The organism is Acinetobacter sp. NBRC 100985, from assembly GCF_000241225.1.
Classification (GTDB): domain Bacteria; phylum Pseudomonadota; class Gammaproteobacteria; order Pseudomonadales; family Moraxellaceae; genus Acinetobacter; species Acinetobacter venetianus.
On the sequence record NZ_BAEB01000035.1, the window covers coordinates 1 to 16,270 of the forward strand.

Here is a 16,270-nt window from a genome sequence, read left to right on the forward strand (position 1 = left end):
GTAATCATGTTTATATTGGCTAAGTACATAACATAGGATTTGAATCTGTTGAATATTAAAATTTAAGATCTGTGATGTAGATTGCCCATTCAGAAAATGATCAATCCAATACTTACACTCAATAAAATATTGGATGGATACAGTGTAGTGAAGCTGTGTTGAATAGAAGTACTGAAAGGCTTCATATAATGTACTCAATGTTTGTTGGAATTGTTGTTCACTCATCTGTTCAAAACAGACATCGTAAACAAAGTCTTCAATCGCAGTACAAACACTGGATTCATTCCAAAGAACTGTAGTCAAATTCATGTCGTGATACTCATCATGTTAGGATTCATATCACTTACTATTCTGTAAAAAATTAATAGTCATAAATTAGCTTATAAAATATAGCCTATACATATGAATCAAAATATATAGAAGTATTTAATAATATTAATAACCAGCTAAGCTGGATAGCTACTTGCCTCTAAGAACACCTTACAATCCGACACTTCACTAGCCTAAACTTGGTCAACATGAACAAGCTAAAGTTAGTTTTAAGCAACAATTTGTGATCCATCATTTGACTTTGATCCTTCATCATGAGTATGAACTAAAAATTTACGTCGACTTAATTTTTAGAAAATTGATATTTGGCTATATGATTCTTACTTTTTCATACCTATAAAAGGGCTATTTTTAGCAAAAAAGGGGGCTATAACTACATAAAACACCATATATGTATCACTAAAAACTCATAAAAAAATTATGAATATCCCACTAGTAATCTACAAAAAATATTATTAATATTTTATAAATAATTCTACATAGTGATAAAAATATGACTATTACTCGTGACAATGGTCAAGTCATCATATCCAACAAAACTCAGCAACATTTGGAGGGGCTAGGTCGATTTGAAGAAAGAGAAATTAGGTGGTCATGGAATTTCTTACAAATGTTTAATTTATATTTTTTAGGGCCCAACTCATCGATCACACAAAAAAAAGAAATTATTATTAACCATATAAATAACTTACAAGATAAAGAAGTCCACATAAGAAATTTAAAAATAAATATTGAAAATCATCTAATACCATTGGAATACTTAGAGTGGATAGAAAAAAATGATAATAGGAAAATAATATGGTTAATACATAAAATTCAAAGTGAATTTAATCTAACACCAACAATTTCAATCAATGGAGATCCATTTAAAGATTTTATATATCACCTAGATATAATTCCCTTAGATGTGAATCATAAAATTTTTTTCATACAAAATAAGAAAATAGAATGGTTAAATATAAAAACACCAGACAAAGAAATAAAATGGTTGGATGAAACAAATAACAATCAACTAACATGGGCATGGGAGTATTTAATAAAATTTTATAGAAATATAAATATTTTCTATCCACCTCAAAATAATATGGATCTTTATAATGCAATTCTAATTTCATTAGACAATATGTCTTATGGAGTTCCATCTGATAAGAAATTATTTTTAGATCGTATGAAAAAGACATGGAGTCAAAAGAAATTTAGAGATTCAGGAAAGGCGAAAAAACCTTATCATCTCCCTTTAACAAAAAACACTCAAAAGCAACTTGAGAAATTAGCTGAGCTAAAAAACTGCCGAAGAGAACAAGTTATTGAGCAACTGATCGAAAAAGAGTTTGTGTTACTAAACTTGGATGAAAATGGTAAACCTAAATACAAATAGTATTACCCACTCCTTGATATTGGATAGTGACTAAGATTAATTACTTACTCACTATCTTTAAAGCAACTAGTTCATACTTTCTAACTCTATTATTTTATAGACGCTAACCACAACTATTTAAAATGATTAAATCCCTAAAACTATCTGATAAGGTTTAAATCCATCCAATACAACTTCACCAATCAGATTGATGAATGGTTCTGTCTTACCATAAGCCATCCATTGATCTAGAGCCTCATAGTAGGTCAAGCGATTTTCTACAGTAATCACACTAGGTGGATAGCCTGCTTTAAGCAGTTCCAGATTCATCAGTAACCGAGATGTTCGACCATTTCCATCAACAAAAGGATGAATTCCCACAAAATCAGCATGAACCTTGGCGGCTCGTTCAACAGGATGCAGATTGTGAGCTTCCTTGTTATACCAATCTATAAACTGCGCCATCTTGTCATTAAGAAATGTGTAATCTGGTGGATTAGTAGTAGCACCTGAAATTAAGACATTTTGCTGGCGATATCGTCCAGCATTTTCATCATCAATGTTTTTTAATATTAGTTGATGAATATTCCGAATTTGCCATTCAGAAAATGGTTCTTCTTTTTTTATAATATCTTCAACATACAAGATTGCATCACGATGATTGATCGCTTCAAAATGCTCTCTTAATGCCTTACCACCTACCGTAATCCCTTCTAGAACAACTTTGGTTTCCAATAAGGTTAAAGTATTACCCTCAATCGCATTGGAATGGTACGTCCAGCGCAAGATCAAGTCTTCATGTAGATTTTTAACAATTGCAGGTGAAAGAGGTCGATGCTGATCTAATTTAGCTTTTAAATCATCAATGATCTCAAACATGCTTGTCTCTGTATGTACGTAAGTATCAAATGATCATACATTAAAAAACGATAGCAATAAAATCCGTCAAGTTAGTATAAAGCTTCCATACTATAGTAAGAACAATGGCTAAGTAGCCAATGAAGTACCCTCATGCAATTGGGGGTATAACTGGGGGTAAAATAATTTACCCCCAGTTATACCCCCAAACTTTTTACAAGTGACGTAAAAGAATAAATTTGAAAAAAATAAGTTATATTTATTTTGCAGGCTGACCCCATTGATTTCGTTCTGGCTTTGTTTCACTGACCATCCAAATAAGGAGAGGAATAAGACCAATAATCGTAAATGCAATTAACACCCACCATCCTGAACGATCAACGTCATGTAAACGTCGTACACCCACAGCAAGACCTGGTAAAAAGAATGCCAAAGAGACTAGCCCAGAGATCGCATCCATTCCGCTATCACTTATTCCAATTATGCCGAAGACAACACCTAGAATAAAACCAACTAATATTTGAAACAGATAAAAGTACCAATATTCTTTTCTACGCGCACGACCTGAAAAATTGACATAATTTCTTAGACATTTCATTGCCCAATCAAAAAAACCATAATTTTCTTCTTCATCCAGTTGGCTATTAGTTTGCACTTTAGAAGATAACTTCTCTCTTGCAGTCTGCTGCGAAAAACTCACTAAATAGATCGCCGTTGCCTGCCCTAATTCATTCACGACAAAATCAACTTGTAAATCTCGTGCAGGTGCCAATTGCTCTTTCCATTCAGAACCAAAGAAGCTATAACGTTTTCCATCCTCCCCTGAAATTGCTCCCTCATCAAGCTGCGCGTTAAAAGTTAATACTGTACCTTTCATTATATATTACCTATTGATATTCAGATTTATAGTTAGGATTCAGAATATTAATCGACTTAATAATATATAAAAAGAAATTTCAGACAGTTCTGTCTAGTACTATAAGAATTAGATGAATTTGAGGGAGCTGATTATCAAGGCGTTCCTATCACAGCCTATTTAAATACAGATGAACTCATTGACTCTTATGTATATGTACTCATGAAAAAATAATTGAGATTGGCGAAAATCTAACATTTAAATTAAATTTATCTGTTTGCTCATTTTTTCGCTTGTATTTTTAATTAGATTCTGTAAAATTCTCGCCACGTTGCCGGCATAGCTCAGTTGGTAGAGCAACTGACTTGTAATCAGTAGGTCCACAGTTCGAATCCGTGTGCCGGCACCATTTCCTACCTTTTCTTCATCATTTCTTTAAAGTGCGAAATATTCGGATTTAACACATCCCATTTATTTGCATGACTGACAAAAATCTCTGCTTTCGGTTGATACATATTTGGATCATCGAGTGTTCCTGCACGTATAGAAATCATATCTGGTACAAGCTCCGGCAAACCAAACATTTGTGAACCGCAGTTTGGGCAAAAAGCACGGCGTATAGGTTTTCCAGATGAACCTAAAGATTCAAAATAGTGTAATTCGCCTTGAATATTGAGTTCAGATTGCTGAAAAAAAGCAATCGGCGCATAGCCTCCACCTGTAGCTTTCTGACAGTCTCGACAATGACAATTAAATTGATAACGTGGTTCTACATCCGCAGAATAAGTCACAGCCCCACATAGGCAAGACCCTTTATATTGATTTGGCATTTTATATTCACTTTTTAACTGCACTTACTTGAATATAGCGCACTAAACCATCTTGATAGAGTTTTCGACACAACTTGGCAGTCATCTCTATTTTTAATTGAGCAAAGTCGAAAGCTTTTTTTTGCATTTCTCTTGTTTCGATATATCGAGCAAATCCATCAAACACAGGCTTTGAAAAATCCTGAATTTCAATTTCAGTAAAGCCATGTTCTACTAACGCATGGCTAAGTTGCTGCTCGTTCATCATATGCTGCCATTTCACATCGGCAGCTTTTAATAAATATTGATAACGTTGCTTCTGTGCATAACTACAACTTTGCCAAAGATCAGTCCAAACTAAATAGTGAAAAGCTAAACGTCCTTTTGAATTCAAAATAGAATGCGTAGAATTGAGAAATGAATTCAAATTGCTGTGATATGCAGCATCAATACAAATCACGGCATCAAATGAATTTAAAAAATTGATTTGTTTTAAATTCAAAAATGAATCGCAATATATGGCAACTTGCGGCAATTGTTTTTGAATTCGTTTTACACAGTCGGATTGCAGTTCGATAGCCGTAAGATTTTCGATTTGATAATATTGTAACCAATGCAATAGGCTGGCACCTTGTCCACAACCTAAATCTAAAACGCGATCAGATTTTTTCAGCTGAATTGAACTGGCGATTTGATCCGCTAAATGCTGACAAGCGAGAGGATAATCATGATATTGATCATGCCAATATCCGAGATTACTCCAAGCAAGCACGGCATCATCACCTAGTCGTTTAGCATCAATTGCATATTTATGCCCAATGACTTTTTCGATCAATGCCTGCTTGAAGTTGGCCATTTTAGTAGCCGAGTTCTGGTGCAACTTTCACTTTTGGTTTTAACCCAACAAACGGCGACGGCGCACCTAAAATCTCAGAAATATGCATTGCTGAGGTCACGGCTGATTCTAAAATTGGTAAACCATCACATGACCACGAACCACAATAGAATACTTTACGGTCTTGTTCTAAATGGCGCTGCTGGATTTGTTTATTTAAAGCTACCGTCTCAGAATCCACAACTGCACGTGTGAGTTTGACTCTAGAAATAATTTTCTTCGGATCAATATCAATCACTGGGCACCATGTTTGGAATACGGCATTTTTACCAACCAAACTTGGCTCGATAGCATTAATCCATACCGTGAATTGTTGACGGATAAATTTACGATCCATCATGTAGCTCAACACAGCCCAATCTTTACGGCGTGGTGGCATCACCACTGGATCGGTATGAATCACCAAATCACCCTCTTCAAATCTAAACTTTCTCAATAAAGCCAGATCCTCAGCGAACTGTGGTTGCTTCAAGAAATTTTCAATGACAGGGGTTGGTGTTGCAATCACGACACGGTCAAATAGCTTTTTCTCACCTTGACCATTTTCGACCAAGACTTTATCACCTTGTTCTTCAACGTTTTTCACAGGAGAACCGCTGAAAATATGAATACCATCAATCAGACGATTTACCAGCGCAGGCGTTCCACCCTTCATTCGTAATAATGCTTCACCTTCAGTAAGCTGACGAATGAACTCAAGCAAAGGCTTAGCTGGCCATTCACCAATGGTTTTTGGATGACATGTACAAATTGTATAAAGCACAGGCATCACCGTACCATGCCAAAAAACTTCCTCAATATGATATTGATTCATGAATTCAGCGAGGGTGATATCTTGATTTTCAGATTTAAAGAACTGATTAACCGCTGTTTTTAACTGCAACATGCCTTTAACTAAGCGCCAACCATATTGCTGGATACCTTTACGGTTATTGATAATTGGAAAATTACCGATACGGCTGCGTGAAGTCGTTAACCATGTATCTGTTTTATCTTCAAATAACCAACTGCAAGCCATAAATGTACGCACTGGAAAGGTTTCAATGCCCAAATAACTTGCCAAACTTAAGGTATTTTTCCAAAGTTTCGGATTCATCACCCGCAATGGAGCATCAATTATGCCACCATCAAAATCAATACTATGACTATCCATGCCCCGACCAGCGAGTGCTTCGAATATAGTAACTTTATGTCCTGCATCATGTAGGATTCTGGCGGCAGCGAGTCCTGCCATTCCACTGCCAATAATTGCAATATCCAAAATTTATGTCCCATCAGTTGATGATTTTTCTTGATTATGACTGATCCTTAACTCAAACGCCGTATTAAAAAATACCAGATTCAGTATTAAAGTCAGACTTTTGTCGTAATGCTGTTGTTCATTTATTGTTACATTTTAGAATACTGCATTTTTTAAGCTTAAGCACATGAAAAAATTAATTTTATTAAATTATTAATCACAAAAATATACAGAACATTCTTTATTTTTCCATTTTTGCGGCTTGAAAGGGTTTGCAAAGCAAAAAATTAGCGCTATTCTGATTAAACAACAATGAGAAAGCAGTCACATAATAAACTGTACAATAATAAGTGACCTAATATTAAAAAAATCAATAGAGGACCTTATAGCGAAAGCCCATAACTCTAAAGGAGTTATGGGCTTTCTTATATTTATCAATGACTAAGCGAAATAATGAACATTAACTTTCCATCACACCAAACTTACCGCTATTGAAATCGTTGATTGCATCAATGATCTCGGCTTTGTTATTCATCACAAACGGACCATAGCCTTCAATTGGCTCATTGAGTGGCTGACCTGTTAAAATCAAAAACTTACTGTTTTGTGTCGCTGTGACAGTAAAATCAATATCTTCACGACTTAAAACAACTAAACTTGGCGCTCCGATCACCTGCTCATTTAAAGTGACTTCGCCAGACAGTAGTACAAATAAAGTGGTATGCCCTTCTGTCACATAAAATGTATGAGCTTGCTCAGCACTTAATGTTCCATCCCAAACATTGACTGGACTGAATGTGGTTGCAGCGCCCGCTGTCTCTTGATATTGACCAGCAATAATACGTAACTCACTGCCCTGATCATCTAAAGCAATACGTTGTATCTGCTCGGAGTCAATCGCTTGATATTTTGCTGGGGTCATTTTGGAATGCGTTGGCAAATTTACCCACAACTGCACCATTTCAAATAAACCACCTTGCTGTGCAAACTCAGGCGAATGAAACTCTTGATGCAAAATACCACCACCTGCGGTCATCCATTGCACATCGCCCGCTTTGATCGTTCCTCCACCACCTGTCGAATCTTTATGTGTGACTTCACCTTGATAAGCAATCGTCACCGTTTCAAAACCACGGTGTGGATGTGAGCCTACGCCATGTTGTGCTTGAGTTGGCTCAAAGCGATACGGCGCTGCATAATCCAACAGTAAAAATGGACTGATGCTTTGGCCTAAACGATCATATGAAAACAGGTTATAGACAGGAAAACCATCTCCAACCCAATGCATATGTTTGTTTTGATAAATACCAACAATCTGTTTCATCTATGTACTCCTATAAGGTAGAAGCTTTGATCTTGAAATTCATTTTACGCTTGCAACGTTTCAGCTTATAGCCACAGGATCACAACACATTATTCTAGAAATAGGACAATCAACTTTTTGCTTTTATTCACTGAAACATTTGATCAAGATCGTCCTATTTTTAGTATTGTTAATCTCGTTTATTGATCTTCTGGCTCATGAAAATTTTCAATAGCATGCATCTACAAGGTGTTTCATCCGACTCATCTTTTTTAGAAATAAATGCAAAAACATGAGGATAAAATCATGAGCCAAGACTATATTCGTTTAGATAAAAATAATGCCGCGGTGTTATTGGTTGATCACCAAACTGGTCTATTGTCCCTCGTTCGAGACATTGATCCTGATAAATTCAAAAACAATGTGTTGGCACTGGCTGATGCTGCGAAATATTTTAATCTACCAACCATTTTAACCACGAGCTTTGAGAATGGTCCCAATGGCCCTCTTGTCCCAGAACTTAAAGACATGTTTCCTGATGCACCGTACATTGCTCGTCCTGGTCAAATCAATGCTTGGGATAATCAAGACTTCGTTCAAGCCGTTAAAGCGACTGGCAAAAAGCAACTCATCATCGCAGGTGTTGTGACCGAAGTATGTGTTGCTTTCCCAGCGTTATCAGCGCTTGCAGAAGAATTTGAAGTATTTGTCATCACAGACGCTTCAGGCACATTCAATGAACTCACCCGTGATGCGGCATGGGATCGTATGTCAAAAGCAGGTGCTCAATTGATGACATGGTTTGGTATGGCATGTGAGCTACATCGTGATTGGCGTAATGATATTGAAGGTTTAGGTGCATTATTCTCAAATCATATTCCTGATTATCGCAACCTGATCAATAGTTACAATCAAAATACCTCGCAAAAGTAAACTACTTGCACAATCAGCTCAAAATCGTTAATGCTATTTTGAGCTGGCTACTCATGACAGGATTTATCGACCTTGATTAATTCATTTGATGATTTCTATTACTTTTATCTCGTTGTTAAACATGGCGGATTTAGTGCTGCAAGTGAGGCTGAAAATATCAGTAAATCAAAACTCAGCCGTCGAATTATTGATTTAGAAAATAAATTTAATGTCAGCCTAATACAACGCACAACACGACATTTTAAGGTGACTGAATTAGGGCAAGAATTTTATGAAGAATGCTGCAAAGTCATTGTTCAAGTTGAATGCGCCGAAAATGTTTTATTAAAACAAAAGAGCGAGCCACAAGGTGTCGTAAAAATCAGTTGTCCACCGCTGATGATGCATTTTCAAATTCGAAAAATTTTAAATCAATTTCTTAAAACCTACCCCAAAGTCGAAATTTCACTAGAGCTAACCAGTCGCCGAGTGGATATTTTGCATGATGATATTGATCTGGCAATCCGTACCAATTTCGAGCCAAATGAGGACTCCAGTTTAATTGTTCGTGATGTGATTAAAACCGATCATTGTCTAGTTGCCGCACCTGAGTTGCTACAGGGGCACATCATTTTGGATGCATCAGAATTACAAAATTATCCAAGTATCAGTTTGGGCAATCAAAAGCAAAACTATCTTTGGCATCTGTGTAATACACGCACTGGTGAAACCATGGAGATTCCCTATCAGCCTCGAGTGAAAAGTAATGATTTGGCAGGAGTTTACTATGCGGTTGCCGATGGTTTAGGGATTGCCGATCTACCTTTTTTAACTGTAGAAGCTGACATTCGAAAAGGTCGACTCATTCATATCCTACCTGAATGGAAATCCAATATCGGAACCTTACAACTGGTTTATGGCTCAAGAAAAGGACAGCGATTAGTCGTGGAAAAATTGATTGAAACCTTGGTTGAGACCTTACGACGCTTACCCGAAAGTCATAAGGGTTATCTCGCAACTTAAAATAAAAAAACGGTCATGAATGGGCATGACCGTTTTAATAAAGCTGGGGTATGATCGCGGCTAGATCATCAGATTATTCAGATAAATCCAGACAGAGGTATTTCATTTCCAGATATTCCTCAATACCAAATTTAGAGCCTTCACGACCTAAACCAGACTGCTTTACGCCACCAAACGGTGCAACTTCATTTGAAATGGCTCCCGTATTGATTCCGACCATACCATACTCAAGTGCTTCACCCACTCGCCATTGACGCGCAGTACTTTGAGTAAATAAATAAGCTGCGAGACCGAACTCGGTGTCATTTGCCATCGCAACCGCTTCATCTTCTGATTTGAAACGGAATAATGGTGCAAGCGGCCCAAAAGTTTCCTCTTTCGCTACTTTCATTGCCTGTGTTACACCTGTGAGAACTGTTGGCTCGAAGAATGTACCACCCAATGCTGAACGCTGACCACCAATTCGTACAGTCGCACCCTGAGCAGTCGCATCAGCAATATGCGACTGTACTTTGGCAATCGCATCTTCATCAATCAATGGTCCTTGCGTTGAACCCTCATGACGACCATCACCTACCTGTAATTTAGATACGGCATCAACTAATCGTTCTGCCAATGCATCATAAATGCCATCTTGCACATAAATACGGTTGGCACAGACACAAGTTTGCCCACTATTACGATACTTGCTTGCCATGATGCCCTGAACGGCTTGATCTAAATTGGCATCATCGAATACCAGAACAGGGGCATTACCACCCAACTCAAGAGAAAGTTTTTTGATGGTTGGGGCGCATTGCTGCATCAGAATACGACCCACTTGAGTTGAACCCGTAAAACTCAACTTACGAACAAAATCACTCGCACAAATCGTTTGACCCACTTCAATCGCATCACCACTAATATTGAGAAGTACATCAGCAGGTAAGCCTGCCTGTAATGCCAATACTTCCAATGCATACGCCGTTAACGGTGTTTGTTCCGCAGGTTTCACCAACATTGAACAACCCGCAGCAATTGCTGGCGCTGCTTTACGCGTAATCATCGCCGCTGGGAAATTCCACGGTGTAATCGCCGCAGTGACACCGATCGCCTGCTTAATCACCAGTAACCGTTGATTTGGTAATGTCGGACTTAAAACCTCACCATCAATACGACGTGCTTGCTCTGCAAACCAACGAATAAATGATGCCGCATATCCTATTTCACCACGCGCTTCAGCTAAAGGTTTGCCTTGCTCAGCAGTCAAAATCTGAGCCAAGTTTTCCTTATGCTCAAGCATCAGGTTGTACCATGCCAGTAAAATATCTGCGCGAGCTAAAGCTGTTTGCTTTTTCCAAGCAGACTGGGCATCGGCTGAACGTTGAATCGCAGCTTCAACACCCGCTTGGCCATAGGTTTTTACCCATGCTAACGTATCACCTGTCGCAGCATCATTGACTTGGATATAGTCATTCGAGGTCGGTGCATCAAATGAAATATCAGGATGTTTTAATAAATACTGCAAATTTTCTTGGATCATGCAGATTGCTCCACTGCTTTCACACTGTCTGCTGTTAAGGTTGCAAAACCTTGCTTCAAGATGTCAAGACCTTGGCGGAATTGCTCAGCAGGAATGGTTAATGGGTAAAGGAAACGAATTACGTTACCGTATTTACCACAAGTTAGAATCAATAAACCATTGTCCATTGCATAAGTTTGTACAGCTTTTGCTTGTTCCGCTGTTTCTAACTCGGCAGCAACCATCGAACCTAACGCACGAATCTCAGTCACAACATCGCCTGAAGCCTGCTGAATGTCTTTCAAAACCGATACCAGTTCAGCCCCAAGCTCATTGGCACGTTCACATAAGTTTTCTTCTTCGATTGCATCAATCACTGCATGCGCAGCAGCCACTGCGATTGGGCTACCTGCGTATGTTCCGCCTAAGCCACCCGGGTTTGGTGCATCCATCACTTCGGCACGTCCCACTACACCTGAGATTGGGAAACCCCCACCCAAGCTTTTCGCCATGGTGATCAAATCTGCTTTGGTTTCATAGTGATTCATCGCAAATAATTTGCCTGTGCGTGCAAAACCAGATTGCACTTCATCAGCAACCAATAAAATCCCGTGTTTGTCACACAAAGCTCTTAAACGTTTTAAAAACTCAGCAGGAACAACGTTAAAACCACCCTCGCCTTGTACAGGTTCAAGCACAATCGCAGCCACATCATGCGGAGCAATATCTTCACTGAAAATATCCTCAACACTTTCAATCGCTGCTGCAACTGAAATCCCTTTTTCTGGCACTGGATAACGCGCATGGAATACACCTGCTGGCATCACACCAAAATCACGTTTATAAGGCGCAGTTTTACCTGTCATTGCCATAGTCATAAATGAACGACCGTGGAAACCATTACCAAAGGTAATAATGCCATGACGACCTGTATGAGAACGTGCAATTTTCACGGCATTCTCAACTGCTTCTGCGCCTGTCGTAAAAAATGCTGTTTTCGCAGCACCTGCAATTGGAGCACGCTCATTGATACGTTCAGCAAGCGACACATAGCTTTCATATGGGGTAACTTGATAAGCCGTATGCGTAAACTTGGTTAATTGTTCTGTCACCGCTGCAATCACTTTAGGATGACGATGCCCTGTATTTAGCACTGCGATACCGCCAGCGAAGTCTGTATATTGCTTACCGTTTTTATCCCAGATCGTTGCATTTTCAGCTTTCTCTGCATACCACTGACACATCACACCCACGCCACGTGGAGTTGCTTGCTGTTTACGTGTATTCAGTGCAGAATGTTGAGTGTCCATTTTATTCCCTCATATCTCATCATCAGTTACAGCTTTGGTCGTACATCCTAGGGGTCGATTTTTAGGATGCGATACAATGACTGCCTATAACTGTAATTTCGCTCGTCTGATGACAACTGACGAGAGCCATTTTTAAACTGTAGGAGAGAGCCAATTGCGCAGTTTACTTGGGGATCATTTGTTACAAAGACTCCAACAGGACACTGAGGGAAAACTACATCAACGCCTGTTCCGTTGTCTGCGTGGTGCAATCATTGATGGTGTGGTTCAACCGATGACTCGCCTACCTGCTTCTCGCGACTTAGCAAGCGAAATTCATGTCTCTCGAAATACCGTCCTCAGTGCTTATGAACAATTACAGGCTGAAGGATATTTAGAGGCACGTACAGGTCACGGCACATGGGTAGCGGAGCAATTACCTGAAAAATTTTTAAATACCAAAAATAAAAAGAAAGAACCCGATTTACCAGTTACTCAAAGTTCATATGCGTTATCACAGCGAGGTTCCAACCTATTAGGTTATGCCGCAGCTTCACCACATCAATGGGGTGCTTTTGTGCCTGGTGCGCCGGATGTCACCGAATTTCCTCATCATATTTTTAGTCGTATCCAAGCCCGTTTAAGCCGTGAACCTGATATTAACCGATTGATTTATAGCAATGCTGGGGGATGTCTTGAGCTACGCAGTGCCTTAGCTGATTATTTACGGGTAGCGCGCTCAGTTCAATGCGATGCTGATCAAATTATTATTACGGAAGGCATTCATCAAGCGATAGATTTAGTCTCACGCGCACTGAGTGACATTGGCGATAGCGTCTGGATCGAAGACCCTGCATATTGGGGAATGCGTAATAATTTAAGAATTAACGGCGTAGATATTCAGCCAATGCCTGTTGATGCAGAAGGGATCATTCCTGAGCAAAATCCAACCCAACCACCCAAACTGATTTTTGTCACGCCATCACACCAATATCCTTTAGGCTCACATCTGAGCTTAAATCGTCGTAAGCAACTGCTTCAAATCGCACGCCAACACAATGCTTGGCTCGTGGAAGATGATTACGATAGTGAATTCCGCTTCTCTGGACAGCCTTATCCATCCCTACAAGGCTTGGAAAATAATGCCCCAGTCCTGTATATGGGTACGTTTAGCAAAACGATTTATCCTTCTTTGAGGATTGGTTATTTAGTTGTGCCTAAGCCACTGTTTTCACCACTGCGTATCGTTGCAGCAGAGCTATATCGTGGCGGGCATCTATTAGAACAAAAAGCACTGGCTGAATTTATTCGTGAAGGCCATTATGAAGCCCACATTCGCCGAATGCGATTGCTCTATGGCAAAAGACGGGACTATTTAGTCAGTCTGATTCATCGCTATTTAGGACCTGAATTTCTACATGAATATGATGAAGCAGCGGGTCTGCATCTGGTTTTAAAGTTGCCTGCTACGTGTGATGATGTCGAAGTTGCCGCGACTGCATTAGAGCGCGGAGTCAAAGTCCGTCCGCTGTCTCAATACTACATGCGCTCACATGCCCATGCTCAACGTGGTTTACTGATGGGATTTGCCTGCGTCAACGAGAAAGATATGGTGATGGCATTTGGGACATTGCTGCAATGTCTACGTGAAGCTGGCGTACCAACACTCAATTGAGTCCTATATTTTTAAGCATAGATAAAAAAGAGCCTCCAGATTGAGGCTCTTATCTTTTTTTAAACTTTAGACTAATTTTTCTTCATGGATTTGGGCTAAATGCGTTTCTCTACGCTCCTTCCCCCAACCGAGTTTTTGCGACAATAATCCTGAAACCACGATAATGCCAAATAATGCGGTGGTGTAAATTACTTCTTTAAAATAGGTCCCTTCGATCAACATCGTCAGGATGGCAGCAATAATTGCAAAGATCACCACATAAGTTAAATAAGGGAACATCCACATTTTAAACTCAATATTAACACCTTCTGCTTCAAGCTTTTTGCGCATACACAACTGTGAATAAGCAATGGTCAAATACACATACAGAGTTGCTGCACCAGTGGTTAACATGAAGAAATCATAGACATCCATACTCTTGGTCGCTGTTAAAATCACAGCAATAACCGAGAAGAAACACGACACCAATACACCCACCCATGGGCTACTTTTACGATTCACAGAAGCAAAACTTTTCGGCGCATCACCACGCTTCGCAAGTGAAAAGAGCATACGGGAACAAGTATATAACGCGGAGTTAAAGCAGCTACAAACCGATGTCAGTACCACAAAGTTGACGATATGACGTGCTTCAGGAACCCCAAGGGCATTGAGCGTGACACTATAGGTTCCCCAAGTTGAATCTTTTAAAAGCTCGTTGTTGTGAGGAATCAAACATACCGCGACAAACATCGATCCGACATAGAATAAGACAATTCGCCACACGACTGAATTAGATGCCTTACGGATTTCTTTCGACGGATTTTCTGACTCTGCTGCTGCTACAGTCACAATTTCAGCACCAATGTAGGCAAACATGACCCCAAGTAAAGCAGTGATAACGGACGATGCGCCATTTGGCATAAATCCTTGGGCAGTTAGATTGGTCACACCTGCGGCTGAAACATCACCCCACGGCCATAGGTGCATGATCGCAAGACTACCAATTACGAGGAATATCACAATTGCGATGACTTTGATCAATGCAAACCAAAATTCGAACTCACCATAGTTCTTAACGTTCTGTAAATTGACCGCGACCAACCCACCAATCACTAAAACCATATAAGCCCAAATCGGGATAAACGGGAACCAATTATTTAAAATTTTACCTGCAACATAAGCTTCCCACCCCATCAGCATGGCTAAAGTGCACCAATATAACCAACCAATCGAGAAACCAGCCCAACGACCAATCGCTCGGTCCGCATAAGTCGAAAATGAACCGCTGTCAGGGTTTAAAACGGCCATTTCTCCGAGCATACGCATAATGAACCAGACCAACAAACCACCCAAAGCGTAGGTAAGAAAGACCACGGGGCCTGTGTTGTAAATAATACTGCCTGAACCGACAAATAAAGAGCCACCAATCACTCCAGCGATAGAGATCATCGTCAAATGTCGTGATTGCAGACCATGTTTTAAATTTTGGGAGGGATTGGCTTCAGAACCATCTTGATGTGCTGCCATATCATTTTCCTTAACCTATGAGGGATACCAGCAATCCGAGGCTTCTTGCCTCACTGCTCAATATATCCCCTAAAAATTGTGTCGCTGAATTGCTCTTGTTCTCACAGAAAAACTAGAGTGATCCAAACAACGCTTCCGTATGCATACTTCCTATGGCTTTAATTTGTCGTTTTGGCCCTGAAGAAACGAGAGCCATTTTTATAATAAAGGAGAGAGCCAATTGTAAAAATTATGTGCAATACTGGCTAGCTTTATATTTTTCAAAGAAATCATAATTGGTTGTTTTTACATTTAAAATCAATCAACTAAACATCAATAAAATCAAAATTTATTACATATTTTATGATCTATAGATTGGTTCTTTTTATTGAAAGCGAATCATTATTGATCCATAACTTAAGTCTTATTTTGTTTTAGGATAAAAATGTGATGCACATAAAAAAGCCTCTTTCCAAGATTTGAAAAGAGGCTTTTTAGATTTAGTTCCAAGTCTTAGAACGGATATACACATCAAAAATAAATAAATATTTATATTACAATAAATTAAACAACTATGTTAACTATTGTGTTAAATCTAACAATTAAAATTTAACAACTATTTCAAAACAATTCAGAAGAATCAATGGACAATAGCAAGTTTAGGAAAAATATATAACGGAAAAATTGAGGGGAACTCTACAATTAAAAGCTATTCTATAATTTCGAGACTGCCT

At 39.0% G+C, this 16,270-nt stretch carries 13 protein-coding genes, 1 tRNA gene and 1 pseudogene; 5 read left to right on the forward strand and 10 right to left on the reverse strand.

Annotated elements, in window-relative coordinates; all coding sequences use genetic code 11:
* A pseudogene (locus ACT4_RS12725) lies at positions 1-309 on the reverse strand (hypothetical protein); the annotation flags it as partial.
* A 514-nt stretch (positions 310-823) separates the two neighbouring features.
* On the opposite strand from ACT4_RS12725, the gene ACT4_RS12730 reads away from it, so the two are divergent.
* On the forward strand, positions 824-1,708 hold the full coding sequence (locus ACT4_RS12730) for a hypothetical protein (protein WP_007482746.1): 885 nt from the start codon (positions 824-826) through the stop codon (positions 1,706-1,708).
* Positions 1,709-1,834: 126 nt separating this feature from the next.
* On the opposite strand, the gene ACT4_RS12735 is transcribed toward ACT4_RS12730, so the two are convergent.
* Together ACT4_RS12735 and ACT4_RS12740 are read right to left on the reverse strand one after the other, a co-directional pair.
* Positions 1,835-2,566 (reverse strand): Fic family protein, encoded by a 732-nt coding sequence (locus ACT4_RS12735; RefSeq protein ID WP_007482747.1) that lies wholly within the window; start codon positions 2,564-2,566, stop codon positions 1,835-1,837.
* Between the two features lie 238 nt (positions 2,567-2,804).
* Complete coding sequence (locus ACT4_RS12740; protein ID WP_007482748.1) at positions 2,805-3,422, reverse strand: DUF805 domain-containing protein; 618 nt, start codon at positions 3,420-3,422, stop codon at positions 2,805-2,807.
* A 312-nt stretch (positions 3,423-3,734) separates the two neighbouring features.
* On the opposite strand from ACT4_RS12740, the gene ACT4_RS12745 reads away from it, so the two are divergent.
* A tRNA-Thr gene (locus ACT4_RS12745) sits at positions 3,735-3,810 on the forward strand.
* 4 nt (positions 3,811-3,814) lie between these two features.
* Here ACT4_RS12745 and ACT4_RS12750 read toward each other — a convergent pair.
* From ACT4_RS12750 to ACT4_RS12765, 4 genes are all read right to left on the reverse strand, one after another.
* Positions 3,815-4,231, reverse strand: coding sequence for a GFA family protein (locus ACT4_RS12750; protein ID WP_007482749.1), 417 nt, complete (start codon positions 4,229-4,231; stop codon positions 3,815-3,817).
* Positions 4,232-4,238: 7 nt separating this feature from the next.
* Complete coding sequence (locus ACT4_RS12755) at positions 4,239-5,066, reverse strand: cyclopropane-fatty-acyl-phospholipid synthase family protein (RefSeq protein ID WP_007482750.1); 828 nt, start codon at positions 5,064-5,066, stop codon at positions 4,239-4,241.
* A 1-nt stretch (position 5,067) separates the two neighbouring features.
* Complete coding sequence (locus ACT4_RS12760) at positions 5,068-6,366, reverse strand: FAD-dependent oxidoreductase (RefSeq protein WP_007482751.1); 1,299 nt, start codon at positions 6,364-6,366, stop codon at positions 5,068-5,070.
* A gap of 439 nt (positions 6,367-6,805) precedes the next feature.
* A complete protein-coding gene (locus ACT4_RS12765) occupies positions 6,806-7,669 on the reverse strand; it encodes a pirin family protein (protein ID WP_007482752.1) in 864 nt (287 codons plus the stop codon).
* Positions 7,670-7,954: 285 nt separating this feature from the next.
* Here ACT4_RS12765 and ycaC point away from each other — a divergent pair, with 285 nt between their 5' ends.
* On the forward strand, positions 7,955-8,581 hold the full coding sequence (ycaC, locus tag ACT4_RS12770; protein WP_007482753.1) for an isochorismate family cysteine hydrolase YcaC: 627 nt from the start codon (positions 7,955-7,957) through the stop codon (positions 8,579-8,581).
* Between the two features lie 72 nt (positions 8,582-8,653).
* Positions 8,654-9,583, forward strand: a complete 930-nt coding sequence (locus ACT4_RS12775; RefSeq protein WP_007482755.1) for a LysR substrate-binding domain-containing protein — start codon at positions 8,654-8,656, stop codon at positions 9,581-9,583.
* Positions 9,584-9,656: 73 nt separating this feature from the next.
* Here ACT4_RS12775 and ACT4_RS12780 read toward each other — a convergent pair whose 3' ends face one another.
* Both ACT4_RS12780 and gabT read right to left on the reverse strand, forming a co-directional pair.
* Positions 9,657-11,105, reverse strand: coding sequence for an NAD-dependent succinate-semialdehyde dehydrogenase (locus ACT4_RS12780; RefSeq protein ID WP_007482756.1), 1,449 nt, complete (start codon positions 11,103-11,105; stop codon positions 9,657-9,659).
* Positions 11,102-12,394, reverse strand: coding sequence for a 4-aminobutyrate--2-oxoglutarate transaminase (gene gabT / locus ACT4_RS12785; protein ID WP_007482757.1), 1,293 nt, complete (start codon positions 12,392-12,394; stop codon positions 11,102-11,104). The genes ACT4_RS12780 and gabT overlap by 4 nt, the downstream gene beginning before the upstream one ends.
* 154 nt (positions 12,395-12,548) lie before the next feature.
* Between gabT and ACT4_RS12790 the strand changes: the two genes are divergently transcribed.
* A complete protein-coding gene (locus ACT4_RS12790; RefSeq protein ID WP_007482758.1) occupies positions 12,549-14,048 on the forward strand; it encodes a PLP-dependent aminotransferase family protein in 1,500 nt (499 codons plus the stop codon).
* A gap of 66 nt (positions 14,049-14,114) precedes the next feature.
* Here ACT4_RS12790 and ACT4_RS12795 read toward each other — a convergent pair whose 3' ends face one another.
* A complete protein-coding gene (locus ACT4_RS12795) occupies positions 14,115-15,557 on the reverse strand; it encodes an amino acid permease (protein WP_007482760.1) in 1,443 nt (480 codons plus the stop codon).
* Between the last annotated feature and the right edge of the window lie 713 nt (positions 15,558-16,270).

What these genes read in the sequence shown, in the direction of transcription:
- ACT4_RS12795 (WP_007482760.1), bottom strand. Translation starts at nt 15,557, where the DNA reads ATGGCAGCACATCAAGATGGTTCTGAAGCCAATCCCTCCCAAAATTTA.
- gabT (WP_007482757.1), bottom strand. Translation starts at nt 12,394, where the DNA reads ATGGACACTCAACATTCTGCACTGAATACACGTAAACAGCAAGCAACT.
- ACT4_RS12730 (WP_007482746.1), top strand. Translation starts at nt 824, where the DNA reads ATGACTATTACTCGTGACAATGGTCAAGTCATCATATCCAACAAAACT.
- ACT4_RS12750 (WP_007482749.1), bottom strand. Translation starts at nt 4,231, where the DNA reads ATGCCAAATCAATATAAAGGGTCTTGCCTATGTGGGGCTGTGACTTAT.
- ycaC (WP_007482753.1), top strand. Translation starts at nt 7,955, where the DNA reads ATGAGCCAAGACTATATTCGTTTAGATAAAAATAATGCCGCGGTGTTA.
- ACT4_RS12755 (WP_007482750.1), bottom strand. Translation starts at nt 5,066, where the DNA reads ATGGCCAACTTCAAGCAGGCATTGATCGAAAAAGTCATTGGGCATAAA.
- ACT4_RS12740 (WP_007482748.1), bottom strand. Translation starts at nt 3,422, where the DNA reads ATGAAAGGTACAGTATTAACTTTTAACGCGCAGCTTGATGAGGGAGCA.
- ACT4_RS12780 (WP_007482756.1), bottom strand. Translation starts at nt 11,105, where the DNA reads ATGATCCAAGAAAATTTGCAGTATTTATTAAAACATCCTGATATTTCA.
- ACT4_RS12765 (WP_007482752.1), bottom strand. Translation starts at nt 7,669, where the DNA reads ATGAAACAGATTGTTGGTATTTATCAAAACAAACATATGCATTGGGTT.
- ACT4_RS12735 (WP_007482747.1), bottom strand. Translation starts at nt 2,566, where the DNA reads ATGTTTGAGATCATTGATGATTTAAAAGCTAAATTAGATCAGCATCGA.